At 72.0% G+C, this 22,498-nt stretch carries 21 protein-coding genes and 1 pseudogene; 12 read left to right on the top strand and 10 right to left on the bottom strand.

Translation table 11 applies throughout. The annotated features are described in order from the left end of the window. Positions 1 to 25: 25 nt before the first annotated feature. The gene (locus ACZ7OH_RS22000; RefSeq protein ID WP_470282453.1) at positions 26 to 841 is read right to left on the bottom strand and encodes a lysophospholipid acyltransferase family protein; all 816 of its coding nucleotides are present in this window, start codon (positions 839 to 841) and stop codon (positions 26 to 28) included. Positions 842 to 1,024: 183 nt separating this feature from the next. On the opposite strand from ACZ7OH_RS22000, the gene ACZ7OH_RS22005 reads away from it, so the two are divergent. Further along, a complete protein-coding gene (locus tag ACZ7OH_RS22005; RefSeq protein ID WP_470282454.1) occupies positions 1,025 to 3,508 on the top strand; it encodes a DNA translocase FtsK in 2,484 nt (827 codons plus the stop codon). Between the two features lie 36 nt (positions 3,509 to 3,544). Continuing rightward, positions 3,545 to 3,973 carry a hypothetical protein gene (locus tag ACZ7OH_RS22010; protein ID WP_470282455.1) on the top strand — a complete coding sequence of 143 codons (429 nt, stop codon included), beginning with the start codon at positions 3,545 to 3,547 and terminating at the stop codon, positions 3,971 to 3,973. Here ACZ7OH_RS22010 and ACZ7OH_RS22015 read toward each other — a convergent pair. The 3 genes from ACZ7OH_RS22015 to ACZ7OH_RS22025 all read right to left on the bottom strand — a co-directional run bounded on the left by ACZ7OH_RS22015 (position 3,966) and on the right by ACZ7OH_RS22025 (position 5,694). After that, positions 3,966 to 4,577, bottom strand: coding sequence for a nitroreductase family protein (locus ACZ7OH_RS22015; protein WP_470282456.1), 612 nt, complete (start codon positions 4,575 to 4,577; stop codon positions 3,966 to 3,968). The two genes, ACZ7OH_RS22010 and ACZ7OH_RS22015, sit on opposite strands and share 8 nt — an antisense overlap. Positions 4,578 to 4,627: 50 nt before the next feature. After that, positions 4,628 to 5,062 (bottom strand): phospholipase, encoded by a 435-nt coding sequence (locus tag ACZ7OH_RS22020; protein ID WP_470282457.1) that lies wholly within the window; start codon positions 5,060 to 5,062, stop codon positions 4,628 to 4,630. 116 nt (positions 5,063 to 5,178) lie between these two features. Continuing rightward, on the bottom strand, positions 5,179 to 5,694 hold the full coding sequence (locus ACZ7OH_RS22025) for an amino-acid N-acetyltransferase (protein WP_470282458.1): 516 nt from the start codon (positions 5,692 to 5,694) through the stop codon (positions 5,179 to 5,181). An 84-nt stretch (positions 5,695 to 5,778) separates the two neighbouring features. Between ACZ7OH_RS22025 and rimO the strand changes: the two genes are divergently transcribed. The 7 genes from rimO to ACZ7OH_RS22060 all read left to right on the top strand — a co-directional run bounded on the left by rimO (position 5,779) and on the right by ACZ7OH_RS22060 (position 12,895). Next, a complete protein-coding gene (rimO, locus tag ACZ7OH_RS22030; RefSeq protein ID WP_470282459.1) occupies positions 5,779 to 7,215 on the top strand; it encodes a 30S ribosomal protein S12 methylthiotransferase RimO in 1,437 nt (478 codons plus the stop codon). Then, complete coding sequence (pgsA, locus tag ACZ7OH_RS22035; RefSeq protein WP_470282460.1) at positions 7,212 to 7,853, top strand: CDP-diacylglycerol--glycerol-3-phosphate 3-phosphatidyltransferase; 642 nt, start codon at positions 7,212 to 7,214, stop codon at positions 7,851 to 7,853. The genes rimO and pgsA overlap by 4 nt, the downstream gene beginning before the upstream one ends. A gap of 2 nt (positions 7,854 to 7,855) precedes the next feature. After that, entirely contained in the window at positions 7,856 to 8,380 is a 525-nt protein-coding gene (locus tag ACZ7OH_RS22040) for a CinA family protein (RefSeq protein ID WP_470282461.1), read from the top strand. Between the two features lie 99 nt (positions 8,381 to 8,479). Further along, entirely contained in the window at positions 8,480 to 8,938 is a 459-nt protein-coding gene (locus ACZ7OH_RS22045; RefSeq protein ID WP_470282462.1) for a helix-turn-helix domain-containing protein, read from the top strand. 331 nt (positions 8,939 to 9,269) lie between these two features. Further along, positions 9,270 to 10,112 (top strand): PspA/IM30 family protein, encoded by an 843-nt coding sequence (locus ACZ7OH_RS22050; protein WP_470282463.1) that lies wholly within the window; start codon positions 9,270 to 9,272, stop codon positions 10,110 to 10,112. Positions 10,113 to 10,140: 28 nt separating this feature from the next. Next, positions 10,141 to 11,133, top strand: coding sequence for a phage shock envelope stress response protein PspM (gene pspM / locus ACZ7OH_RS22055; RefSeq protein ID WP_470282464.1), 993 nt, complete (start codon positions 10,141 to 10,143; stop codon positions 11,131 to 11,133). Between the two features lie 331 nt (positions 11,134 to 11,464). Then, on the top strand, positions 11,465 to 12,895 hold the full coding sequence (locus ACZ7OH_RS22060) for an allophanate hydrolase-related protein (RefSeq protein WP_470282465.1): 1,431 nt from the start codon (positions 11,465 to 11,467) through the stop codon (positions 12,893 to 12,895). On the opposite strand, the gene ACZ7OH_RS22065 is transcribed toward ACZ7OH_RS22060, so the two are convergent. The 5 genes and pseudogenes from ACZ7OH_RS22065 to ACZ7OH_RS22085 form a co-directional block, all read right to left on the bottom strand. Further along, positions 12,861 to 13,904, bottom strand: coding sequence for a quinone-dependent dihydroorotate dehydrogenase (locus tag ACZ7OH_RS22065; RefSeq protein WP_470282466.1), 1,044 nt, complete (start codon positions 13,902 to 13,904; stop codon positions 12,861 to 12,863). The genes ACZ7OH_RS22060 and ACZ7OH_RS22065 overlap by 35 nt on opposite strands. 66 nt (positions 13,905 to 13,970) lie before the next feature. Beyond that, a complete protein-coding gene (locus ACZ7OH_RS22070; RefSeq protein ID WP_470282467.1) occupies positions 13,971 to 14,531 on the bottom strand; it encodes a GNAT family N-acetyltransferase in 561 nt (186 codons plus the stop codon). 444 nt (positions 14,532 to 14,975) lie between these two features. Next, a pseudogene (locus ACZ7OH_RS22075) lies at positions 14,976 to 15,129 on the bottom strand (adenosine deaminase); the annotation flags it as partial. Further along, positions 15,130 to 15,939: a DNA-formamidopyrimidine glycosylase family protein gene (locus ACZ7OH_RS22080; protein ID WP_470282468.1), complete on the bottom strand. Its 810-nt coding sequence runs from the start codon at positions 15,937 to 15,939 to the stop codon at positions 15,130 to 15,132. A gap of 3 nt (positions 15,940 to 15,942) precedes the next feature. Continuing rightward, positions 15,943 to 16,836: a ParA family protein gene (locus ACZ7OH_RS22085; RefSeq protein ID WP_470282469.1), complete on the bottom strand. Its 894-nt coding sequence runs from the start codon at positions 16,834 to 16,836 to the stop codon at positions 15,943 to 15,945. 106 nt (positions 16,837 to 16,942) lie between these two features. Between ACZ7OH_RS22085 and ACZ7OH_RS22090 the strand changes: the two genes are divergently transcribed. From ACZ7OH_RS22090 to ACZ7OH_RS22100, 3 genes are all read left to right on the top strand, one after another. Further along, the gene (locus ACZ7OH_RS22090) at positions 16,943 to 17,668 is read left to right on the top strand and encodes a methyltransferase domain-containing protein (protein WP_470282470.1); all 726 of its coding nucleotides are present in this window, start codon (positions 16,943 to 16,945) and stop codon (positions 17,666 to 17,668) included. A 105-nt stretch (positions 17,669 to 17,773) separates the two neighbouring features. Then, on the top strand, positions 17,774 to 18,988 hold the full coding sequence (gene dinB / locus ACZ7OH_RS22095) for a DNA polymerase IV (protein WP_470282605.1): 1,215 nt from the start codon (positions 17,774 to 17,776) through the stop codon (positions 18,986 to 18,988). A gap of 491 nt (positions 18,989 to 19,479) precedes the next feature. Continuing rightward, complete coding sequence (locus ACZ7OH_RS22100) at positions 19,480 to 19,884, top strand: DUF3040 domain-containing protein (protein ID WP_372666942.1); 405 nt, start codon at positions 19,480 to 19,482, stop codon at positions 19,882 to 19,884. A gap of 117 nt (positions 19,885 to 20,001) precedes the next feature. On the opposite strand, the gene ACZ7OH_RS22105 is transcribed toward ACZ7OH_RS22100, so the two are convergent. Next, positions 20,002 to 22,482, bottom strand: coding sequence for a transglutaminase TgpA family protein (locus ACZ7OH_RS22105; RefSeq protein WP_470282471.1), 2,481 nt, complete (start codon positions 22,480 to 22,482; stop codon positions 20,002 to 20,004). Positions 22,483 to 22,498: the final 16 nt, after the last annotated feature.

A 22,498-nucleotide genomic window follows, 5' to 3' on the forward strand; every position in this document is an offset into this window, starting at 1 on the left:
ACTCTAGGGGACCCGCGCGCGGGTCTCAGGATCCGGACTTCGGCTTCCAGGGGCTGACCGTGTCGGTCGGGCGCGTCGGGTCGTGGAACTTCGGCCGGTCCAGCTCGCCCGCGCGCAGCGGGACGAGGCCGTCGGTGATCGCCTGCATGATCTTCGCGTGCGCGCGCACGCCGGCGCCGGGCCGCTCCGGCTCGACGTCCGACAGGTCGACCGGGTCGCCGAAGTGCACCCGGAACTTCGGCCGGCGCAGGGGAGCGCTGAGCCCGGACCGGGCGAGCGGGACGAGGTCGGCCGGGCCGTTGACGGTCTCGGTGCCCCAGTAGACGGCCTCGTGCGCGCCCCACTGGCTGATCGGGATCACCGGCACGCCCGACGCGAGGGCCAGCCGGGCCGCGCCGGTCTTGCCGCGCTCCGGCCACAGGCCCGGGTCGTGGCTGATCCGGCCCTCGGGGTAGACGATGATCGGCTCGCGCGTGGTCTTCAGCGCCTCGACGGCCTCCGCGAACTGCCCGACGGCCGTCGCGGCGACCTTCCGGTCGACCCGCAGGTGCCCGCTGACCCGCAGCGCCGGGCCGATGACCGGGGCGTCGAGGATGCCGCCGGCCAGCATGAACCGCGGGTTGATGCCGATCCGCTTGCACGCCGCCATCAGCACGAACGCGTCGAAGACGCCGATGTGGTTCGCGGTCATCAGCAGCGGCTTGCCGCGCAGCTGCGCTGGGATCCGACCGGACACGGTGAGCCGCCCGACGAGGTTCACCAGCCCGCGGTCGATGTTCAGCATGGTCCGCCAGATGGCGGGGGCCCGGCGGGAGGTGTTGTCGGAGTGCAGCGCGACCATGGGGCAGAGCATGGCAGACGCCGGATTCACCCGGATGCGCACTGGCCGAATCGGTTCACGCGGTGGCGGGCGCCGATCTGGTTCACCCGGATGGCCGCTCAAGGCCCGGTGTGAGGCAGAAGTTCACCCTGGGCCGAGAGTGGCGCATGGGACGAACGCCGACGGCCGGTTACCGTTGACGGCATGGCTGGGTCGGCGACGAGGAAGCGAAGCACGAGTAGCGGCGCGAAGGGAGCAGCGGCGCGTAAGCCGCGTACACCCGCGAAGTCCCGCCCAGCCGCCCGCAAGCCGGCTCCCCGCTCGCGCCGCAAGACGCCGGGGATCTTCGGCAAGGGCGTCCGCGGCACCTGGAACCTGCTGGCCAAGGGCATCGGCACGCTGGCCAGGACGGTCGGCCGCACCCGCGAGCTGGAGCCCGAACACCGCCGCGACGGCGTCGCCCTGGGCCTGATCGCCCTGGCCATCGTCGCGGCCGTCGGGGTCTGGTGGCGGGCCGCCGGGCCGATCGGGGCCGGGGTCGAGATCGCCACCCGGACCGTCCTCGGCGCCGGGGCCGTGACACTGCCGCTGGTCCTCGTGGTCGTCGCCGTCGCGCTGATGCGGTCCGAACCGCACGCGGAGACCCGGCCGCGGATGGTCATCGGCACGATCATGGTCGTCCTGTCCGTGCTCGGGATGCTGCACATCTTCACCGCGCTCCCGGCGACCAACGACGGCCGCATGTACGCCGGCGGCATCATCGGCGCCTTCTCCGGCGGCCTGCTCACCATGGGCGTCACGACCTGGGTCGCCGTGCCCCTGCTCATCCTCGCGCTGGTCTTCGGCGTGCTCGTCTTCACCGGCACCCCCGTCCGCGAGATCCCGCACCGCCTGCGCAACTGGGGCCTCGACGAGGACGAGCTCGCCGAGGCCGAGCAGCAGAAGTCCGGCTTCGCGACCGACGAGGAGACCGTCACCGAGGCGGACCCGAAGTCGGCGCGCCTGCGCAAGCCGTCGCGCCGCCGGCAGGCCGCCGACGCCAACCCCGAGCAGCTCGACATCGACGCCGCCCTGGCCGAGGTGCCGACGCCGATCAAGCCCCCGAAGCCCGTGCCCAAGCCGGCCGAGGTGCCCGAGAAGAAGCCGAAGAAGGCACCGGAACCGCCGCTGGCCGTCACCCGGACCGTCGAGGGCGACTACCAGCTCCCGCCGCCCGACCTGCTGAAGCTCGGCGACGCGCCGAAGTCCCGCAGCAAGGCCAACGACGCCATGATCGAGGCGATCACCGGCGTGCTGGAGCAGTTCAACGTCGACGCGCAGGTCACCGGCTTCACCCGCGGCCCGACGGTCACGCGCTACGAGGTCGAGCTCGGCCCGGGTGTGAAGGTCGAGAAGATCACCGCGCTGACCAAGAACATCGCCTACGCCGTCGCGACCGACAACGTCCGGCTGCTGGCGCCGATCCCGGGCAAGTCCGCGGTCGGCATCGAGGTGCCGAACTCCGACCGCGAGATGGTCCGCCTGGGTGACGTCCTGCGCGCGCCGTCCACGGTCAAGGACAACCACCCGATGGTGATCGGCCTCGGCAAGGACATCGAGGGCCACTTCGTCACCGCGAACCTGACGAAGATGCCCCACCTGCTGGTCGCCGGGTCCACCGGTTCCGGTAAGTCGAGCTTCGTCAACTCGATGCTGGTGTCGCTGCTCGCCCGCGCGACGCCGGACGAGTGCCGGATGATCCTGATCGACCCGAAGATGGTCGAGCTGACGCCGTACGAGGGCATCCCGCACCTGATCACGCCCATCATCACCCAGCCCAAGAAGGCCGCCGCCGCGCTGGCCTGGCTGGTGGAGGAGATGGAACAGCGCTACCAGGACATGCAGGTCAACAAGGTCCGGCACATCGACGACTACAACAAGAAGGTCAAGTCCGGCGAGATCACCGCGCCGCCGGGGTCCGAGCGCGAGTACCGGCCGTACCCGTACATCATGGCGATCGTCGACGAGCTCGCCGACCTGATGATGACCGCCCCGCGCGACGTCGAGGACGCGATCGTCCGGATCACCCAGAAGGCCCGCGCCGCGGGCATCCACCTGGTCCTGGCCACGCAGCGGCCGTCGGTCGACGTCGTGACCGGCCTGATCAAGACGAACGTGCCCTCGCGGCTGGCCTTCGCGACGTCGTCGCTGACCGACTCTCGCGTCATCCTCGACCAGCCGGGCGCGGAGAAGCTGATCGGCATGGGTGACGCGCTCTACCTGCCGATGGGCGCCGGGAAACCGGTCCGCATCCAGGGCGCGTTCGTCGGCGACGAAGAGATCGCGGCGGTCGTCAACTACGCCAAGGAGCAGGCGCAGCCGGACTACCAGGACGGCGTCACCGCGCAGAAGGCCGGCGAGAAGAAGGAGATCGACCCGGACATCGGCGACGACCTCGACGTCCTGCTGCAGGCGGCCGAGCTGATCGTGACGTCCCAGTTCGGCTCGACGTCGATGCTGCAGCGCAAGCTGCGGGTCGGGTTCGCCAAGGCGGGGCGCCTGATGGACCTGCTGGAGAGCCGGGGGATCGTCGGGCCGTCGGAGGGCTCGAAGGCCCGTGACGTGCTGATCAAGCCGGAGGAGCTGGACTCGGTCCTGTACCTGATCCGCGGTGGCGACCCGTCGCCGTCCGACGCGGACGACGAGTAGTGCAACCCGCCGCCGGGTCCGTTCCGTCCTGAGCGCATGGACCCGCAGCGCATCGCCGCCGGACTGTTCGCCATCGCCGTCGTCGCGGTGGGCGCCGGGAGCTCGGTCGCGGCCGGGCAGCCGGTGCCGGCCCGGCCGCCGGCGCCGTCGACCGTCAGCACCGCGCCCCGCGGTGACGTCACCCTGCGCGTCGGCCAGGAGGCCGCGGTCCGGGGGAAGGACCTGACGGTCCGCTACACGCGGATGGTCTCGGACTCCCGCTGCCGTCCGAACATGACGTGCTTCTGGCAGGGCGAGGCGACGCTGGCGTTCGTGTTGCGCGAGCCGGGCCGCGGCGAGAGCACGACGGCCGAGCTGCACAGCGGCCCCCGGACCGGCCCGCAGGCGACCTCGTTCGCCGCCAGCCGCGTCGAGCTGGTGTCGGTGAGTGAGGACGGCCTGGAGGCGACCGTCCGGGTCAGCTGAGGGGCGTGCCCCAGTGGTCGAGGTAGGCCACTTCGGACAGCGGTGTGCGCGGCGCCGGCTTGAAGTCCGGCACCGTCGTGTACGCCACCGGCAGCAGCCCGACCTGCGTGTGGCCGTCCGGGATGCCGAGGATCTCCGCGGCTTCGGCCTCCCGCGCCAGGTGGTACGTCGTGAGCGTCGAACCCAGCCCGCGCGAGCGCAGCGCCAGCTGGAAACTCCACACCGCCGGGAAGATGCCGCCGTAGAAGGCCGCGTCGACCGCGTTGTCCCCGGCCGGGCGGCCGGCCACGACCGGGATCACGAACACCGGGACGCGCTCGATCACGTCGATCAAGTGCCGCCCGGAGGCCAGCGCCCGCGAAGGCGCGGCACTCGCCCGTTCCGCCAGGTAGGCCTCGCCGACCTCGCGGAAGATCGCGCCGAGCCGGTTCTTCACGTCCTGGTCGCGCACCACGAGCCAGCGCCAGGCCTGGACGTTGCCGGGCGTCGGCGCCTGCAGTGCCAGGTTCAGGCACTCCTCGATGACCTCGGGTTCGACCGGCCGGTCGAGGTCGAGCTTCCGGCGGACCGCGCGGGTCGTGCTGAGCAGGTGGTCGATGTCCATGCACCCATCCTGACGGGCCCGGGCCGGTTGCGCGGCCCGGGCCGCCGGGCTCAGCCGCCGAACTTGCGGACGGCCTCGTAGTACGTCCACGCCGCGCCCTTGCAGGCGATGTTGGACCCGCAGGCGCTCTTGAGGTCGGAGTACAGGTTGTCGTCGATCTTCAACCGGTTCGCCTCGGTGAAGCGGCCCTGCTTCTTGTAGTTGCGGTACCCGAAGTCGTGGCGGTGGCAGCCCGGGAGGAACTTCCAGCCGAACGGGTTGTCCGGAGCCCACGAGCAGCCGTCGGAGGACCAGTCGAGCTGGCCGTTGTAGGGGGCCTGGCCCCGGATCGTCTCGAAGCTCGAGAGCGACGTGTGGAACAGGTACTGGTCGGTCACGGTCGGGATGTCGACCGCCGCCGCCGTGCCGGCGCCCAGCAGGGCGCTCCCGCCGACAGTCGCGGCCACCGCGATGGTGGCCCCCAGGTTCCGCAGAGTCGTGCGCATCTTGTGCGTTCCTTGCTGATCAGGTGGGGAATTGACCTGATCATCGTGGGACACCGCGGTGGCGCGCGTCACCGCCGGTAACGAGGTTAAGGGGAAACCTTCAGACTTAGGGGTGCTCAGAGTTCCAGCAGCATTCGCGAATTGCCCAGGGTGTTCGGCTTGACGTAGGGGAGGTCGAGGAACTCGGCGACACCGGTGTCGTGCGAGCGCCGCATCTCCTCGAACACCTCGTGCGACACCGGCGTGCCCTGGATCTCGACGAACCCGTGGCCCTGGAAGAAGCTCGTCTCGAACGTCAGCACGAACAGCCGCCTGAGACCCAGCTCACGGGCCTCGTCGATCAGCCGGGCGACCAGCACCCGGCCGACGCCCTGGCCGCGGACGGCCTTGTCGACCACCACGGTCCGCAGCTCGGCGATGTCCTCCCAGAGCACGTGCAGCGCGGCCGCGCCGACGACCTCGCCGTCCACCTCGGCGACCCAGAACTCCTGGACCGCTTCGTACAGCGTGACCAGGTCCTTCTCCAGGAGGACGCGCCCGGCGTCGGAGTCGACCAGGCCCTTGATCTTGCGGACGTCGGCGATCCGCGCGCGGCGGACGGCGGGGGAGGCGGACGGCACGATCGTCAACATTGCCACATCGCCGCGCCGGGGCGCCGACACGACCGGGCTACGCCGTCGTCGGCCCGCCCGGGACCGGCGGCTACCCTGAACGTCGTGCCTTCTCCTGCCACTGACTCCGCCGCCACCCGACGCGTCTCCCTGCTGACCCTGGGCTGCGCCCGCAACGAGGTCGACTCGGAGGAGCTGGCGGGCCGGCTGGCGGCCGGCGGCTGGGAGCTGGCGGCCGATCCGGAGGACTCCGACGTCGTGGTGGTCAACACCTGCGGCTTCGTCGAGTCGGCCAAGAAGGACTCCGTCGACACGCTGCTGGCGGCCTCGGACACCGGCAAGAAGGTCGTCGCGGTCGGCTGCATGGCCGAGCGCTACGGCAACGAGCTCGCCGACAGCCTCCCCGAGGCCGACGCGGTGCTGGGCTTCGACCACTACGCCGAGCTCTCCGACCGGCTCGACGACGTCGTCGCGGGCCGCAAGGTCGCCTCGCACACCCCCGGCGACCGGCGCAAGCTGCTGCCGATCAGCCCGGTCCAGCGGCCCGCCGCCGCGGAGAACGTCGAGGTCCCGGGCCACGCGCAGCACGGCTGGGGCCCGCGGGTGCTGCGCACGCGGCTCGACGACTCGCCGGTGGCCGCGCTGAAGATCGCCTCCGGCTGCGACCGGCGCTGCTCGTTCTGCGCGATCCCGTCGTTCCGCGGCTCGTTCGTCTCGCGGCAGCCGGACGAGGTCGTCGCCGAGGCGATGTGGCTGGCCGAGCACGGCGTCAAGGAGCTGTTCCTGGTCAGCGAGAACTCGACGTCCTACGGCAAGGACTTCGGCCGCGACGGCGCCACCGCGCTGGAGCGGCTGCTGCCGCGGCTGGCGGAGATCGACGGCATCGAGCGCGTCCGCGTCTCCTACCTGCAGCCGGCCGAGACGCGCCCGCAGCTGGTCAAGGCCATCGCGACCACGCCGGGTGTCGCCGAGTACTTCGACCTGTCCTTCCAGCACTCCAGCGAGCAGGTGCTGCGCCGGATGCGCCGGTTCGGCTCGACCGACTCGTTCCTGGCGCTGTGCGAGCAGATCCGCGAGTACGCGCCCGAGGCGGGCATCCGCACCAACGTCATCGTCGGCTTCCCCGGCGAGACCGAGCACGACCTCTCCGAGCTGGAACGCTTCCTGACCGGCGCGCGCCTCGACGCGGTCGGCGTCTTCGGCTACTCGGACGAGGACGGCACCGAAGCCGAGGGCTTCGACGGCAAGCTCGACGCCGACGAAGTGGCGAAGCGGGTCACCCGGATCTCCGCGCTGGTCGAGGAGCTGACCGCGCAGCGCGCCGAGGACCGGATCGGCACCTTCGTCGACGTCCTCGTCGAGCTGGACGACGACGGCGAGCTCACCGGCCGCGCCGCGCACCAGGCGCCCGAGGTCGACGGCGAGTGCGTCATCCTCGACGCGCCGGAGAAGACCGAGGTCGGTGACTTCCTGCGTTGCGAGGTCGTCGACTCGGCGGGCGTGGACCTGATCGTCCGCGCGGTACCGGACGCCGACCGGTGAGTGCGCTCCCCAGCGACGCCGCCGACGAGGGCACGGCCCACGACGGCCCCGCCCAGGTCCCGGTGGCGACCCCCGTCCCCACGCTCAACGTCGCCAACCTGCTGACGCTCTCCCGGCTGGTCCTGGTCCCGCTGTTCGTCGTCGCGCTGTTCACCGGCGACGGCCACGACACCACCTGGCGCGCGATCGCGACCGGCCTGTTCGCCGTCGCCTCCTTCACCGACCAGCTCGACGGCTGGGTGGCCCGCAAGTACGGCCTGATCACCGACTTCGGCAAGATCGCCGACCCGATCGCGGACAAGGCGCTGACCGGCGCCGCGCTGGTGGGGCTGAGCGTCCTCGGCGAGCTGGGCTGGTGGGTCACGATCGTCATCGCCGTCCGCGAGATCGGCGTCACGCTGCTGCGGTTCTGGGTGATCCGCCACGGCGTGATCCCGGCCAGCCGCGGCGGCAAGGCCAAGACGATGGCCCAGATCGCCGCGATCGTGGCGTACCTGCTGCCGCTGCCCGCGGGCGCGGACCCGGTCCGCTGGGCGCTGATGGGCCTGGCCCTGGTGCTGACCGTGGTGACCGGCGTCGACTACCTGGTCCGGGCCCTGCGGCTGCGCGCGGCCGGGCGCCGCGTCACCGGGAGCTGAGAGTGGACGAAAAGGCCCTGGTCGCGGCCCTGACCGCGCGGGGTGAGACCGTCGCGGCCGCCGAGTCGCTGACCGCTGGTCTGGTCTGCGCGACCCTCGCGACGGTGCCCGGCGCGAGCGCGGTCCTGCGCGGCGGCCTGGTCGTCTACGCCACCGAGCTGAAGACCGCGCTGGCCGGGGTCGACGCGGGCCTGCTGGCCGAGCACGGCGCCGTGCACCCGGAGGTCGCCGCCCAGCTGGCCGAGGGCGCGCGCGACCGCTGCGGGGCGACCTGGGGCCTCGGGCTGACCGGTGTGGCCGGGCCCTCGCCCCAGGACGGCGTGGCTCCGGGCACGGTGTACGTCGGGCTTGCCGGGCCGGGAACACGCACACCGCGTCTTTCGGGGGCTCGGGTGGCGGAGCCCCCGACCCGAGGCGAAGCCTCGGTTGTCACAGTCCGTACGCTGGCCTTGTCCGGCGGCCGCGACTTGATCAGGACCGAATCGGTCCGGGCGGCGTTTGCCCTGCTCGGGGAACATTTGGCGTGAAACACGCGTTCGCCCTTGGCGTACGGACACACCAACTCCTGCGCCCGGGGCGCCGCTCTGGGTAACGTAGGGGGTACTTGTTCGGAAGGGAGGCGCGTGATGACCGTGCTGTTGCGTGAGGCGATCGGTGATCGGCTCCGTCATGCCCGCACCAACCAGCGTCGTACGCTGCGCGACATCTCCCGCGCCGCCAGGGTCAGCCTCGGCTACCTCTCGGAGGTGGAGCGGGGCCAGAAGGAGGCGTCGAGCGAGCTGCTCGCGTCCATCTGCCAGGCCCTGGACCTTCCGCTCGGCGAGCTGCTGCACCACGTGGCGGCGGACGTTTCGGCCCTCGACAACGTCGAGGTCGCACCGGTCGACGAGCGGATCGTGGAAGGCGCGCCCCGGGAGAAGAGGGGCGCCGAGACCGCGGCGGCCGGCATCGAAGGCGGTCGCCTGATGTCCGAGCTGATCGGGAACGACCTCGCCGACCTGCGGGTTTCCCCGGCGCCGAGGATGAACACGACGTTGCGGACGACGATCGGGCAGCCCAAGCTGGCTTCCACGATCGCCGCTTAGGAGCGAAGAGCGCAAGACGACGGCCCCGGGCAACCTGCCCGGGGCCGTTCGCGTTACTTGAGCGTCGCGTCCGCGCTTGTACGCCTCGGCCCCTCGCGGGTGACGGTGCGTGAAGCGTGGTCACGGCGTGGTTCGATCGCCGGAAGGCGGGCCGCCGACTCCGGGGGTGATCAGGGGCGAACCCTGAAATCCCCCGGGGTCGCCTGGAACGGACGTGGCCGACCTGACACGATGGAACCCAACGCCGGGGTCGGTGCGTTGCATGTGCAGGGGAGTGACGCCCCACCCCGAGGACCTAGGCCCGTGGGACGCAAGAAGGCAGGCGGAGGAGATGGCCAACCCGTTCGTGAAGTTCTGGAAGTACATGATGGCGGCGTTCTCGTCGAAGATCGACGAGCACGCCGACCCGAAGGTACAGATCCAGCAGGCCATCGAGGAGGCGCAGCGCAACCACCAGGCGCTGACGCAGCAGGCCGCCTCCGTGATCGGCAACCAGCGGCAGCTGGAGATGAAGCTCAACCGGCAGCTCGGCGACGTCGAGAAGCTGCAGGCCTCGACCCGGCAGGCGCTCGTCCTCGCGGACGAGGCCCGCTCCAAGGGTGACGAGCAGAAGGCGACCGAGTTCGAGAACGCCGCGGAGAGCTTCGCGACGCAGCTCGTCACGGCCGAGCAGAACATCGAGGACCTGAAGACGCTGCACGACCAGTCGCTGCAGGCCGCGGCCCAGGCCAAGAAGGCCGTGGAGCGCAACTCGCAGATGCTGCAGCAGAAGCTGGCCGAGCGTACGAAGCTGCTCTCGCAGCTGGAGCAGGCGAAGATGCAGGAGCAGGTCTCCGCTTCGCTGAACCAGATGAGCCAGCTGGCCGCGCCGGGCAACACGCCGTCGCTGGAAGAGGTCCGCGACAAGATCGAGAAGCGCTACACCACGGCGCTGGGCTCGGCGGAGCTGGCGCAGAACTCGGTCCAGGGGCGCATGATGGAGGTCCAGGCCTCCACCACGCAGCTGGCCGGCCAGTCGCGGCTGCAGCAGATCCGGGCCTCGATGCACGGTGACTCGGTCGCCCAGGTGACCGACGGCGGCAAGGCGGCCCAGCAGCCGGCCAGCAGCTCGGCCGACATCCAGCGCGAGATCCAGGCGCGCGTGCAGGCCGAGCACGGCAAGAACCCGGCCTGACGCCGGCCGGCAGTCGAAGGGGGCGAGCATGGGGCAGCAGGGCAGACGACGCGACTTCAGCGAGTTCAGCGCGAAGCTGGAGAAGCACATCGAGAAGCTGCCCGACTACGCCGTGCGCGCCCAGGAGAAGCTCCAGAAGGTGCAGAAGTACTTCCCGCCGGCCGACCAGGCCGGCGGGAAGCCCGCAGCCCCGCGGGCCCGGCCGAACCCGCTGCAGCGGCCGCCGGTGCGCCGCCCGGACATGACGGCCGGCTGGTCGTCGATGGCCAACCAGGTGCCCGCGTTCGCCGAAGCCCGCGCGAAGTGGGACCGCTGGAACCACCCGGCCGCGAAGCTGGAACGCCGCAAGCGCCGGACGTCGCGCGCGATGACGCTGTGGATCATGCTGACGATCCTGTGCGGCGTCCTCACCGTGGCGGCCGGGATGGGCTGGATGAGCGCCACCGGCGCCCCGATGATGCCGCAGGCGATCATGGCGTTCGCCGGCGCCGTCGTCTTCGGGACGTTCAGCGTCCGAAGCGGACTCAAGCTCCGCGAACTCAAGAACACCCCGCTCCCGTCCGCCCCGGCGGGACCGCCGCCGCTGCCGCCCGCCGGATCCGCCGCCCGCGAGCCGATGGAACGGCTGGCGGAGTGCGAAGCGTCGCTGGGCGAACTGCTGCGGCAGCTCTCCGTACCGTCCTCGGTGGGCACGACGCCGGTGTCCGAAGTGTCCGTCGCGGACGCCCGGCAGACCGCGGCCGAAGCCGCGGCCGCCCTGCGCGGCCTCGCCGGCCGCATCCAGGCGATCGAACGCGGCCGCAACTCCGCGCCGGCCCGTGAGCAGGCGGCCTTGGACGCGGCCGTCGGCAAGCTCCGCGAACAGCTCGACGACGGTCTCGAGGGCTACCGCGGCCTGGTCGCCGCGGCCGGCCACACGGTCGCCGCCTCGAGCGACGGCCTCGTCACGTCCAAACAGGCCCTCACCGACGCCACCGACCGCCTCGCCGGCCTTGCGATGGCGCTGCGCGAGCTTTCCTGAGCCGAAACACAGCCGATCACGCGAATTCCGCCGTCGTTGCGCCGCCCGGGAACTCAAACTCGGCCGTTCGGGTGCCGCCGAGCGGCCGAACCGGATCTTCGTCACCCGGCGTGCGTGATCGTGCGTTTCACCCCGGCGTCGCGCCCTGTTCACCTCCCGGCTCCGAAACCCGCACGTAATCGGAAACTGGTGGCGACGGAAACGTGAGCCACCTAACGTTTCTGTCATGCAGGTAGAGGTGTCACTAGCCGGGAGGCCCGCCGTGGACTGAGGTTCGCCGGCGCCGACCGTACACAGTGGACTTTCTCGACCGCCGAGGAAAGGACGCCCCGTGAACACGCTCCCGCCGGATCCGGACCCCGTCCCCGCCACCCCGCCCACCGCTTCCCACCGCGTCATCGCGGCTTTCGAGCGCATCACCGAAGCCGACCGCCCCGACCTCTGGTCCACCCTGCGCGCGGTCGAGGACGTCCTCGTCGACGCGAAGGCCGTCGACGAGCGCGTCAAGGCGGGGGAGGACCTGCCGCTCGCGGGCACGGTCTTCGCCGTGCCGGAGCTGATCGACGTCGCCGGGCAGCCGTCCGGCCGTTCGGTCCCCGATGCCAGCGCCACGATCGTTTCCCGGCTCACCGCGGCCGGGGCCGTCGTGCTCGGCAAGACCGGCGCGGGAACCGTCGCCTCGGCCTGGGACCGCACCAAGGTCGGCGGCCGCGGCGCGGCGGTCGCCGTCGCGCTGGGGATCGTCGACCTCGCCCTGAGCACGGCGGGCGCGGTCCCGGCCGCGTTGAACGCCGTCGTCGCGCTCAAGCCCACCCGCGGCCTGCTGCCGATGACCGGCGTCCGCTCCGCCGACGCCGTCTCCGTGTACGCGACCGGCCTGGTCGACGCCCGCCGCGCGCTCGCCCTGATGACGGGCCCGGACGGCGTCTCGCCGACGCGCACCTGGCCCGCCGACGTCCGCCTCGGCGCGGGCGAGCACCCGCGCATCGCGTACCCGAAGAACCTGCCCCTGAACGCCGCCGCGGCGATGGCGCTCGACGGCGTGGTGAAGCGGCTGACCGCGGCCGGCGCCATCTTGGAGCCGGTCGTCCTCGGTGAGCACGATTTCGAGGACGCGCTCCTGCTGCCCACCGTGCCGGATCACCCGGACCTGGCCGAAGCCCTGGCCGACCCGGCCGCCGTGCAGCATCGCCTGGCCGAGTGCACCGCCTTCGCGAACCTCCTCGACCTGGCGGCGGTCACCGTTCCGGTGCTGCCGGGGGACAAGCGCCCCTTCGGCGTCACGTTCCTGACGCGGGCGTTCGAGGACCAGATCGGTCTGGACCTCGCGACCGTCTGCACCGACGAGCCCATGACGCCCTACCCGGAACCGGGCGAGGACGTCGTCGTGTTCGGCGCGCACCTGCGCGGCCAGCCGCTCAACGACCGGCTCACCGAGCTCGGCGCGCGGTTCACCGGACCGGTCCGGACCACCGAGGGCTACCGGATGGTCCTGCTGGACACCGAACCACCGCAGCCCGGCGTCCTCGAGGGAAGTACCACCCTCGACGGCGAACGCTGGCGCCTGTCCCCGGCGGCGTTCGAGCGGTTCGCCGCCACGCTGAAGGAGCCCTTCGTGCTCGACCGCGTCGTGCTGGACGACGGCACCGCGCCCCTGGCCGTCCGGTGCCTGACGGCCGAGGGAGCCGCCCTGGACCGCTACGAGTCCTGGCGCGGGTACGTCCGGTTCACCTCGACGGCCGGGCTGCGAGCCCCCGGCTGACCCGGCGCACCAGGCCCGGGCCGTGCAGCGCGAACCCGGTGTAGAGCTGCACGAGCGACGCCCCGGCGTCCACCAGCCGGACGGCGTCGTCCGGGCCCATGATCCCGCCGACGCCGATGATCGGCAGGCTCCCGCCGGTGTGGTCGCGCACGAACCGCACGACCTCCGCCGCGCGGGCGGTCAGCGGCCGGCCGGACAGGCCTCCCCCCTGTCCGGCCAGGCTGCTTTCCGACGGCGCGATGCCGTCGCGCGACAGCGTGGTGTTGGTGGCGATGATGCCGGCGACGCCGTGCTCGAGCGCGACTTCCAGGAGTTCGGCGAGGGCGTCGTCGGTCAGGTCCGGCGCGACCTTCACCAGCACCGGCGTCGGGGTGCGGCCGCCGGCGAGCTCGACGGACGTCGCGCGCAGCTCGCCGAGCAGCTCGGCGAGCGCGGCGCGGTCCTGCAGCTGCCGCAGCCCCGGCGTGTTCGGCGAGCTGACGTTGATCGCGAAGTAGTCCGCGTACGGGTGCAGCGCATGCAGGGAGAAGCGGTAGTCCTCGACGGCCTCGCCGAGGGGAGTGACCTTCGACTTGCCGATGCTGATCCCGAGCGGCACGCCGGGTTTCCCGTCGCGCGCGAGCTTGGCGGCGAGGGCTTCGGCGCCGTCGTTGTTGAAGCCCATGCGGTTGATGACGGCGTCACTGGCGGGGAGGCTGAACAGCCGCGGTTTCGGGTTGCCCGGCTGCGCCAGCCGCGTCACGGTGCCGACTTCGACGAACCCGAAGCCGAGCGCGGCCCACGCGGGCAGCGCGCGGCCGTTCTTGTCCATCCCGGCGGCGAGGCCGACGCGGTTGGGGAACCGCAGGCCCAGCACAGTCACGGGGTCGTCGACGCGGAAGGCGCCGCCGAGAGCGGGTGCGACCTTCCCGAGCCGGGCCAGGACGCGGACCGTGCGCTCGTGCACCAGCTCGGGGTCGTGGTAGGACAGCCGGTACAGCGCCGGGCGGACGATCTTGTCGAAGAGCACGCCCCCATGCTGCCAAACCGCCCGCGGGCCGCTACCCGAGCGTCACCTCGGCGTGAAGGCGGCCACTCAGTCGCGGTCCTTCCACTCGTCCTCGAGCATCGCGTAGATGAACTCGTCGGTCCACTCGCCCTTGACGATCTCGTTCTCCTTCAGGTGCGCCTCGCGGCGCATCCCGAGGCGTTCCATCAGCGCGGCCGACGCCTCGTTGCGGCCGTCGCAGCGGCCGATGATGCGGTGCAGCCCCAGATCCTCGAAGCCGAGCCGCAGCAGCTCGGTCGTCGCCTCGGCCGCCAGGCCCTTGCCGTGGTGGTCCGGGTGGAAGACGAACCCGATCTCGCCCTGCCGGTGCTCGCTGCTGAGCCACTCCAGGTTCAGGTCGCCGATCAGCTGCCCGGTCGAGGCCAGCTCCACCGCCACGGCGAGGAACTGCCCCTCCTTCGTCAACGTCGAGCTGTGCACCCGTTTCGCGAGCGCCGCGGCCGATTCGGCGCGGCTGCGCGGACCCCAGTACAGGTAGCGGGCGACGTCGGCGCGGGACTGGAAGGAGTTCAGCGCGTCGAGGTCGTCGGGCGTGAACGGGCGCAGGAGCAGCCGATCCGTGGTGATCGGGTAGTCGGGCCTGAGCATGCTTCCAGGCTAGCGACCTTCAGCCGTCCGGGGGACAGAACGGTGTACCGCGATCGGCAAACCCGGCGGTCGGATCGCCGGACGGTCGTTCGGCCGCGATCGGCGGCCTGACCTGCACAAATGAGCGCATGAAGGAACCCCCGGGGGGCCTCTCGGACGCCGTCAAACGTCCGAGCCCGAGCCGGACTGGTGCTCGGGAACCCCGGGGGCACGGTGACTGCCTGGTATTCGCTATCAGGCATCACGTGAAGCAGGCGATGAGCCGAAGGTGGCTCAGTTGTAGCGCTGCTCAAAGTCCTTCACGTGCCATCCGCTAGCGGACAGCCACCTCACGAGTCCTGTTGGAATACAACTTAGGACCACCTCCTTTCTCGTGTACTGCCACGCTAGGCGAAGATCCCGGTGTCCGGCAACGTCATTTCGCGAATCTCACTTCGCAGGCGGCACCTGCCCGGTGCGGACGTTCGACGTCGGACAGACTTCGAGCGGGATCCGGTGCGCCGCAAGGTGCTCCGGCAGCGCCGGGCCCGCCCAGGCCGAACGACACCAGGCCTTCGGGGCGTTCGCGGAGCGCGAACACGAGCGTCTCCCGCCCGGCCTACTGCGGCGGGTAGGGCCCGTGCTGGTCGTTCGGGCAGAACCACGTCGGCCGCCGCTGGACGTCGTGGCCCTGCGTACGCACCAGGAGCTTGCCGCCGCAGCGGAAGCAGCCCTGGCGGGTGCGCTCGTAGACCCAGTTCTTGCGGTTGCGGTCGAGGTGGCCGGTCGTGCTCTGGTCGAACCGGCCGGAACGGGCGTTGGCCAGCAGCAGCTTCCGGGCGAGCGCGACCGTGCGCCCGGCGTCCACTTCGGACACCGGCGTCCACGGCGTGACGCCGAGCAGGAAGGCGATCTCGCACTTGTAGAGGTTCCCGACCCCGGCCATCACACGCTGGTCGAGCAGCGCGAGGCCCAGTTCCCGCTCGGGCTTGGCGCTCAGGTTGGCGACCGCGCGGTCCGCGTGCGCTTCGGTCCACTGTGGATCGAGCAGGTCCGGGCCGAGGTGGGCGACGAGGTCGGTTTCCTTCGGTGTGGCCACGAGTTTGAGGTCGTGGACGCGGAAGCCGATCACCTGCGTGTCCGCCGCGGTGAAGATCACGCGGGCGTGGTGCCCGGGCCGGCGCCACTTCGCGCCGGCCGCGTAGACGTCCCACATGCCGTCCATCAACAGGTGCGAGTGAAGCGTCAGGTCGCCGGAGAACCGGGTGAACAGGTGCTTGCCGACCGTGCCGACGCCGAGCACCTCGCGCCCGGCGAGGTCCACTGTGGCCAGCTGCGGCACGCGGAACTCGCCGCGCAGCAACGTCTTTCCCGCCAGTGCCTGGTCGAAGCGCTTTCCGACGAGGTAGACGGTGTCACCTTCGGGCACGGCTCACCCCGTGGATTCGGACACCTCGGCGGGGGCCTCCGGGGTCTCCGGTGCCGGGCCTTCGGGCCAGTCGGGGCCTTCGGGCTCCTCGCCGGCGATGCGGTGGCGGCCCGCGCGGTTGGAGCGCAGGATCTTCGCCAGCACCATGTTGAACGTCAGCGCGATCTCCTGGGCGCCGGGCGAGTGCCACTCGTGGATCGGGCTGCACGCGCCTTGGGCCTGCTGCACGGCCAGCCGGTCGGTGATCGCCGTCGGCATCACCAGGGACCCGAAGTTCTCGCGCAGCTCGGCGATCCGGAACTGGTGCTCGTAGGATCGCACGCGCAGCTTGTTGACCAGGACGCCGATCGCGCGCAGGTCCGGGTTGAGCTCCTTGCGGATCTTCTCGATCGCTTCGAGGGCCCGGTGCGCGCCTGCGACGGCGTAGATCGTCGGCTCGGTCACGATCAGCGCGCTGTCCGCGCCGACCAGCGCGGACTTCGTCAGCCGGCCCAGCGACGGCGGGCAGTCCAGGATCACCAGCTCGTACGGCGTTTCGCGCAGCGGTTCGCGGTGCAGCTCGTCGAGCGCGCGGGAGAAGTTCGCGAGGCGCTCGGGGTCGGCGTCCGGGTCGTTGAGCATTTCCAGCTCTTCGGCGCCGACGAGGACGTCGACGTCCTCGCTCCAGACGCTCGGCGCGATCGCGCGTTCGAGCATCGCCCGGCTGGGGTCTTCCAGCACGTCGGCGAGGGTCGCGTCGGTGTACGGCGGGTCGAGCGAGGTCGTGGCGTTGCCCTGCGGGTCGAGGTCCACGACCAGCGTCCGGGTGCCCCTACGCAGGGCGGCGGACGCGATACCGAGAGCGACCGTCGTCTTGCCGACGCCTCCCTTGAGGCTGAGTACGGCGACCGTGTGCACGTTCTCCAGCCTACGGGTGTGCGCGAGGGGCGCCGCCGGGCAAGGGGCGTTCACTCGAAGGGAGGAGCCCGGGAGCGGGGCGACGGCGGGCACTACCCTGTGCGGCATGAAGACGGAGACCGTGGCCGCCCGGGGTTCGGGCGCCGTCCGCCGGGTGCTCGAGGCCGAGATCGAGGCCGCTCGCGCCCGGGGCGCCGAGCACCCCCGCGTCGTCGACGTGGGCGGCGGCAGCGGCGGCTGGGCGGTGCCGTTCGCGGCGGCGGGCTGCCGGGTGACCGTCGTCGAGCCGAGCCCGAACGCCCTCGCGACGCTGAAGCGGCGCGCCGAGGAGGTGGGTGTCTCCGAGCTGATCACGGTCGTCGCGGACGACTCCGACGCGCTGGGCCGGTACGTCGAGGCGGGCTCGGCCGACCTGGTGCTGGCCCACGGGCTGCTCGAGATCGTCGACGACCCGGCCGTGGTGCTCACCGCGCTGGCCACGGCGGTCGCCCCGGGCGGCGTGGTGTCGGTGCTGGTCGCGAACCGGCACGCGGCGGTCCTGCACCGCGCGCTGGCGGGCCGGGTGGGCGAGGCGCGGCAGCTGCTCGAGAGCGTCGACGGCGTCGTCGCGGGCGACACGGTCCTGCGCCGTTTTTCCGCGGCGGGCCTGCGTGCCGACCTGGAGACCGCCGGCCTGGAGGTCACGCTGCTGCAGGGCGACCGGGTGATCTCCGACCTGGTGCCCGGCGACGTCCGCGAGGACGAGCTGGCGGAGTTCGAACGCGTGGCGGCGGGGTCGCCGGCGCTGCGGGACATCGCGGGCCGGCTGCACGCGGTCGCGCGGCTCGCCTGACCCTTCCGGCGGGTTTCGGCCGTCTCGGTCGTGCTTGGTCCGAAACTGTCGGTGGTGCCCGGTAGCGTCCTCGGGGTGGGGCGAAATGCTGAGCTGCCGGGCGGGATGGCCCGGTTCCGGGTCCGGGCGGGCGAACCGGCACCGGACGACACCGGGTGCGGGATGCTGCACGTCGACATGGACGCGTTCTTCGTGTCGGTCGAGCTGCGCACCCGGCCCGAGCTGGCGGACAAGCCGGTCGTGGTGTCCGGGGGCGGGCCGCGCGCGGTCGTGGCGGCGGCCAACTACCCGGCGCGGAAGTTCGGCGTGCGCTCGGCGATGCCGTTCTCGACGGCGAAGCGGCTCTGCCCGCACCTGATCAACATCCCGCCGACCGGCGGGCTCTACAGCGAAGTCTCCCGCGGGGTGATGGGGATCTTCCGCGAGCTGACGCCGCTGGTCGAGCCGTTGAGCCTGGACGAGGCGTTCCTGGACGTCAGCGGCGCGTTGCGGCGACTGGGCGCGACTCCGGCGTCGCTGGGTGCGCAGATCCGCGCCCGGGTGGCGGCGGAACACGGGATCACGTGCTCGGTGGGGGTGGCGAAGGTCAAGTTCGTCGCGAAGCTGGCGTCGGGGATGGCGAAGCCGGACGGCATGGTGGTGGTGCCGGCGGCGGAGACCCTGGCGTTCCTGCACCCGCTGCCGGTGTCGGCCCTGTGGGGAGTGGGCGCGCGCACGGAGGAAAGCCTGCGCCGGCTGGGGCTGGACACGATCGCGGACGTGGCGGCCTTCCCGCCGGACCGCCTGAAGAAGTCGCTGGGCGCGGCGGTGGGAGAGCACCTGTACCGCCTGGCCCACGGCGTCGACGAGCGTGCGGTGGTGGTGGATTCCCCGGAGAAGTCGATCGGCGCGGAGCACACGTTCGACGTGGACCAGCACGACCGGGGAGCGCTGGGCCTGGAGCTGCTGAGGCTGTCCGAGCGAGTGGGGGCGACGTTGCGGGCGCGGGGGATCCGCGGGCGGACGGTTTCGATCAAGGTGCGGTTCGCGGACTTCCGGACGATCACCAGGGCAAGGACGCTGGTGTCGGCGACGGATGTGGCGCGGGAGATCCACGCGGTGGCGGTGGCGTTGCTCACGGAGCACGCGCCGACGGGGGCGGTGCGGTTGATCGGGGTGCGAGTGGAGGGGCTCGACACGGGGGAGGCGGGGGAGCAGCTGGTGTTCGAGTCCCCGGCGCCCCGGTGGCGGGACGCCGAGGTGGCGGCGGACGTGGCGAGGTCCAAGTTCGGCTCGGCGGCCGTGCGGCCCGCTTCGCTGCTGGGGCCGCGGGAGGGGTGAGGGTTCGGGCCGGGCGGGTTCGGTCGGCCCGAAGCAGCCTCCTCGGCACTCCTTGATGTCGAGCTCGGCGCCCGGCCAGGCGTGCCCGAACTCTGCGCCCTCCCGCTCCCGCGCCGATCCACCCACATTCCCCGCAATTCACGGCCGCCGTGCGCGCTGCAGCAAGCCCGGCGGAGCGTCCCTCCGCTCCCGCGGCAACCGCCGCCACCGCGCCCTCGGCACGCCGTTCACAGCGCGTGATTTCCACCTCCGCCAGCCGTCCCCCACATCGCCGTGCAGGGCGTTAAGCGGTCACAACCCGCGACGGTGACCGTCCGCAACCCCGATCCGGAAGGATTTAGCCCAATTCGATCCCTTCTGGATGCGGGATCGGGTAGTCGTCCGGCCGCGGGCCTCGTATCCTGGACAGTGCCACCCCGCCTGGGGTTGGCTGTTGGGTCCAGGACGTTGCGCGGCCCGGCGCCCGCGACAGCTGTGCCGGAGGAGGAAAGATGCCACTCTCCGAGCATGAGCAGCGGCTGCTCGATCAAATCGAGCGCGAGCTCTATGCCGAGGACCCCAAGTTCGCATCCACGGTGCGTGGCACCCGGTTGCGTCGCCCCGCTCGCCGACGGCGTATCCAGGGCATCGCCCTGTTCGTAGTGGGCGTGGCCCTGCTGGTGCTGGGCGTGGTGGTGCCGCAGTTCCGGGTGGCCGACATCCCGCTGATCAGCGTGCTCGGGTTCCTCGTGATGTTCTTCGGGGTCATGTTGGCCGTCACATCGATTCGGCACGGCGCCGACGGGGACGGCAAGGGCGGTGGATCGGGATCTCGCGGGGCCAAGCAGTCGGGCCGCCGGAGCTCGTTCACCCAGCGGATGGAAGAGCGCTTCCGCCAGCGCTTCGAGGAACAGTAGCGCCGCAAGACCGAAAAGATCCGCGTCCCGGCCGGGACGCGGATCTTTTTGTGTGCTCAAGTCGTCAGCCGCACCCGCGGTGACAGCGGGTGACACCCGGCCGGGTGACGCCCGGGGTCAGTCGCGGCCGCGGAACAGGGACTTCGGGAACAGCCGGCCCTTCCAGGACAGCGGCGCGTTCCGGTGCAGGCTCCGCCGCAGGTGGTCGAACGCCGACGGCAGCGTCGGGTCCGCCTGGCCGTCCTCGCCGTACCAGGACTTCTCGACCACGCCGATGACCGTGCGAAGACCGTCGCGACCTTCGTCGTCCAGGTGGTGCTTCGCCGCCAGCTTCTGACCCGCGACGCGAACCGTGTCGCTCGGCGGGATCGGCAGCCCGCGGTCGGCGCACTCGGCCCGCAGCTCCGACCACGCCGCGTCCGCCGCGCCCGGGCGCTGGGCGACGATCTCCTGCAGCCGGCGGCGCCGTCCGACGTCGCGGGCGGCCGACGGGCCCAGCAGACCCGCCAGCAGCAGCACCACGATCAGGCTGAACCACCACGCCACCAGCCAGGTCAGCACGCCCAGCACCGCCACCCACAACGCCGCCGCGATCAGCGGCAGCCAGTTCTTGAGCAGCGCGCCGAGCCCGGTCACCGCGGGCTCGCGGTCCGGCCGTCTGCGGCGCCCGCCGACGACCACCAGGACCGTCGTCAGCACCGCGAGCGCGACCAGCGCCCCCACGAGCCACCACACCCACGGCGGCGTGCCCTCGTCGGTCGCCTGCGGGCCCTGCGCCTGCTGGTTCTGCTCGGTGTCACGCGGCGCGCCCGTCGGCGCCGCGCTCGACTGGACCGTGCTCGGCGCCACCTGCGTGTCGTTGGGCTGGTTGCCGTCCTGGGTCCCGGCCTGCAGGTACGACGGGGTGATGCCGCGGCCGTCGGACAGCGGCGTCGGGTCGAACGTCACCCAGCCCTTGTCGCCGAAGTACGCCTCGACCCACGCGTGCGCGTCCTGCGTGGTGATCGACAGGTAGTCGTTGACCTGCACGCCCGGCGTGAACCCGATGGCCACCCGCGACGGGATGCCCGCGACCCGCAGCATCACGGCCATCGCCGACGCGAACTGCTCGCAGAAGCCGCGCTTGCCGTTGAGGATGAAGTCGGCGAGCGCGTCGGCGTCGTTCGCCGGCGCGGTCTTCGTGTCGTAGACGAACCCGTTCTGCGCCGTGAAGTAGCGCCAGATCGCCGACGCGCGGTCGAAGTCGTTGGCCTGGTTCGCGATCAGCTGCTGGGTCTTCGCGCGGACGCGGTCGTCGACGCGGTCGATCTGCGTGTAGCGCGGCGGCAGGTCGTCGACCCGCGGGGTCACGCGCAGCTCCTGGGCCGTGGGCTCCTTCAGCGACGCGTATTCGGTGTACGCGGGCGGGGCCTCGCTGCGCGTGGTGAAGACCGTGCCGCTGACCTGGTCGTAGAGGTAGCCGTTGGCGGCGCCGTCGATGACCCGCGGCGCGCCGTACACCGGCAGCCAGTTGTCGCGCCAGCTCGCCGGCTCGACGTCGATCCGGCGCGCGGCGCCGCTGCCGTCGTCGCCCGGTGCGGGCGGCAGCTGCGGCCCGACCGGGACGCCCTGCTGCGAACGGCCTTCGTCGTGCAGGCCCCAGCCCTTGTTGGGGTAGTAGGTGTCCAGCGTCATCGCGCGCAGCAGCCGCCGGTCGGTGCCGAGGCCGCGGACCTTGAACAGCTCGCGGTTGGCGCCCTGGTCGAGCATGCCGCGCAGCTCGGTGAACGGCTGGATGCCGAAGCCGCCGGCGCCCGCGCCGGGGCCGTCGCCGCCGTTGCCGAACGGGATCCGCCCGACCGTGCCGACCCAGGTGATAGCGCCGCCGAACAGGCCGAGCACGATCGCCGCGGCCACGACCGCGACCGGCGCGGACAGCACGCCCGGCTTGCCGCTGCGCCCGGGCGCTTCCCGGGTCCGCCAGCGGCGGTGCCGGTGGTTGCCGTCGACCGCCAGCAGGCCGGCGAACGCGGCCCCGCCGAGCAGGAACGTCCACCACGGCAGCATTTCCTCGGAGAGCGCGGCCGGCACGGCGTAGACGCAGAGCAGGACGAGCCCGGTGGCGGCGGGCGCCGCGGCGGCGACGGTCAGCGTGTCGACCAGGACGGCGACCAGGCCGATCAGGATCGTCACGAGGCACAGGATCGGCTGGCTGCCTTCGACCGGTGGCAGCCCGACGCGGATCTGTTCGGCGGCGGCCGAAAGCGTGTTGCCGATCTCGCCGAACGCTTCCGGGCCGGGGATGACCTGCAGGATGCCGTGCGTGGTGAACGCGCCGGTGATGAGGAAGAGCAGGACCACCAGCTGGCCGAGGCCGACGAGCACGGTGGGCACTTGCAGCGAGCGCAGCGCGAGCCCGGTGGCGGCGATCAGCAGCACGGCGACGAAGAGGTAGCCGAACCAGGCGAGCCCCGAGACGACGCTGGTGACCGAGGTGGCGGCGCAGAGGGTCGCGATCCCGGCGGCCGCGGGCGCGAGCAGGCTGCCGCGCCAGGCGGAGAGCGGATGCTGGGAAGAAGGACGCTTCGGGGCCGGACGCGGCGGGGCGGTGGTGCTCATCGCGGACCGCCGATCG

It is taken from the genome of Amycolatopsis sp. NPDC114478 (assembly GCF_055633805.1).

Excerpts from the sequence above, each read along its gene's own strand:
- ACZ7OH_RS22000 (WP_470282453.1), bottom strand. The coding sequence starts at position 841 with ATGGTCGCGCTGCACTCCGACAACACCTCCCGCCGGGCCCCCGCCATC.
- ACZ7OH_RS22050 (WP_470282463.1), top strand. The coding sequence starts at position 9,270 with ATGGCCAACCCGTTCGTGAAGTTCTGGAAGTACATGATGGCGGCGTTC.
- ACZ7OH_RS22025 (WP_470282458.1), bottom strand. The coding sequence starts at position 5,694 with ATGTTGACGATCGTGCCGTCCGCCTCCCCCGCCGTCCGCCGCGCGCGG.
- ACZ7OH_RS22090 (WP_470282470.1), top strand. The coding sequence starts at position 16,943 with ATGAAGACGGAGACCGTGGCCGCCCGGGGTTCGGGCGCCGTCCGCCGG.
- ACZ7OH_RS22020 (WP_470282457.1), bottom strand. The coding sequence starts at position 5,062 with ATGCGCACGACTCTGCGGAACCTGGGGGCCACCATCGCGGTGGCCGCG.
- ACZ7OH_RS22010 (WP_470282455.1), top strand. The coding sequence starts at position 3,545 with ATGGACCCGCAGCGCATCGCCGCCGGACTGTTCGCCATCGCCGTCGTC.
- dinB (WP_470282605.1), top strand. The coding sequence starts at position 17,774 with ATGGCCCGGTTCCGGGTCCGGGCGGGCGAACCGGCACCGGACGACACC.
- ACZ7OH_RS22045 (WP_470282462.1), top strand. The coding sequence starts at position 8,480 with ATGACCGTGCTGTTGCGTGAGGCGATCGGTGATCGGCTCCGTCATGCC.
- ACZ7OH_RS22100 (WP_372666942.1), top strand. The coding sequence starts at position 19,480 with ATGCCACTCTCCGAGCATGAGCAGCGGCTGCTCGATCAAATCGAGCGC.
- ACZ7OH_RS22005 (WP_470282454.1), top strand. The coding sequence starts at position 1,025 with ATGGCTGGGTCGGCGACGAGGAAGCGAAGCACGAGTAGCGGCGCGAAG.
- ACZ7OH_RS22105 (WP_470282471.1), bottom strand. The coding sequence starts at position 22,482 with ATGAGCACCACCGCCCCGCCGCGTCCGGCCCCGAAGCGTCCTTCTTCC.
- ACZ7OH_RS22015 (WP_470282456.1), bottom strand. The coding sequence starts at position 4,577 with ATGGACATCGACCACCTGCTCAGCACGACCCGCGCGGTCCGCCGGAAG.
- pspM (WP_470282464.1), top strand. The coding sequence starts at position 10,141 with ATGGGGCAGCAGGGCAGACGACGCGACTTCAGCGAGTTCAGCGCGAAG.
- ACZ7OH_RS22070 (WP_470282467.1), bottom strand. The coding sequence starts at position 14,531 with ATGCTCAGGCCCGACTACCCGATCACCACGGATCGGCTGCTCCTGCGC.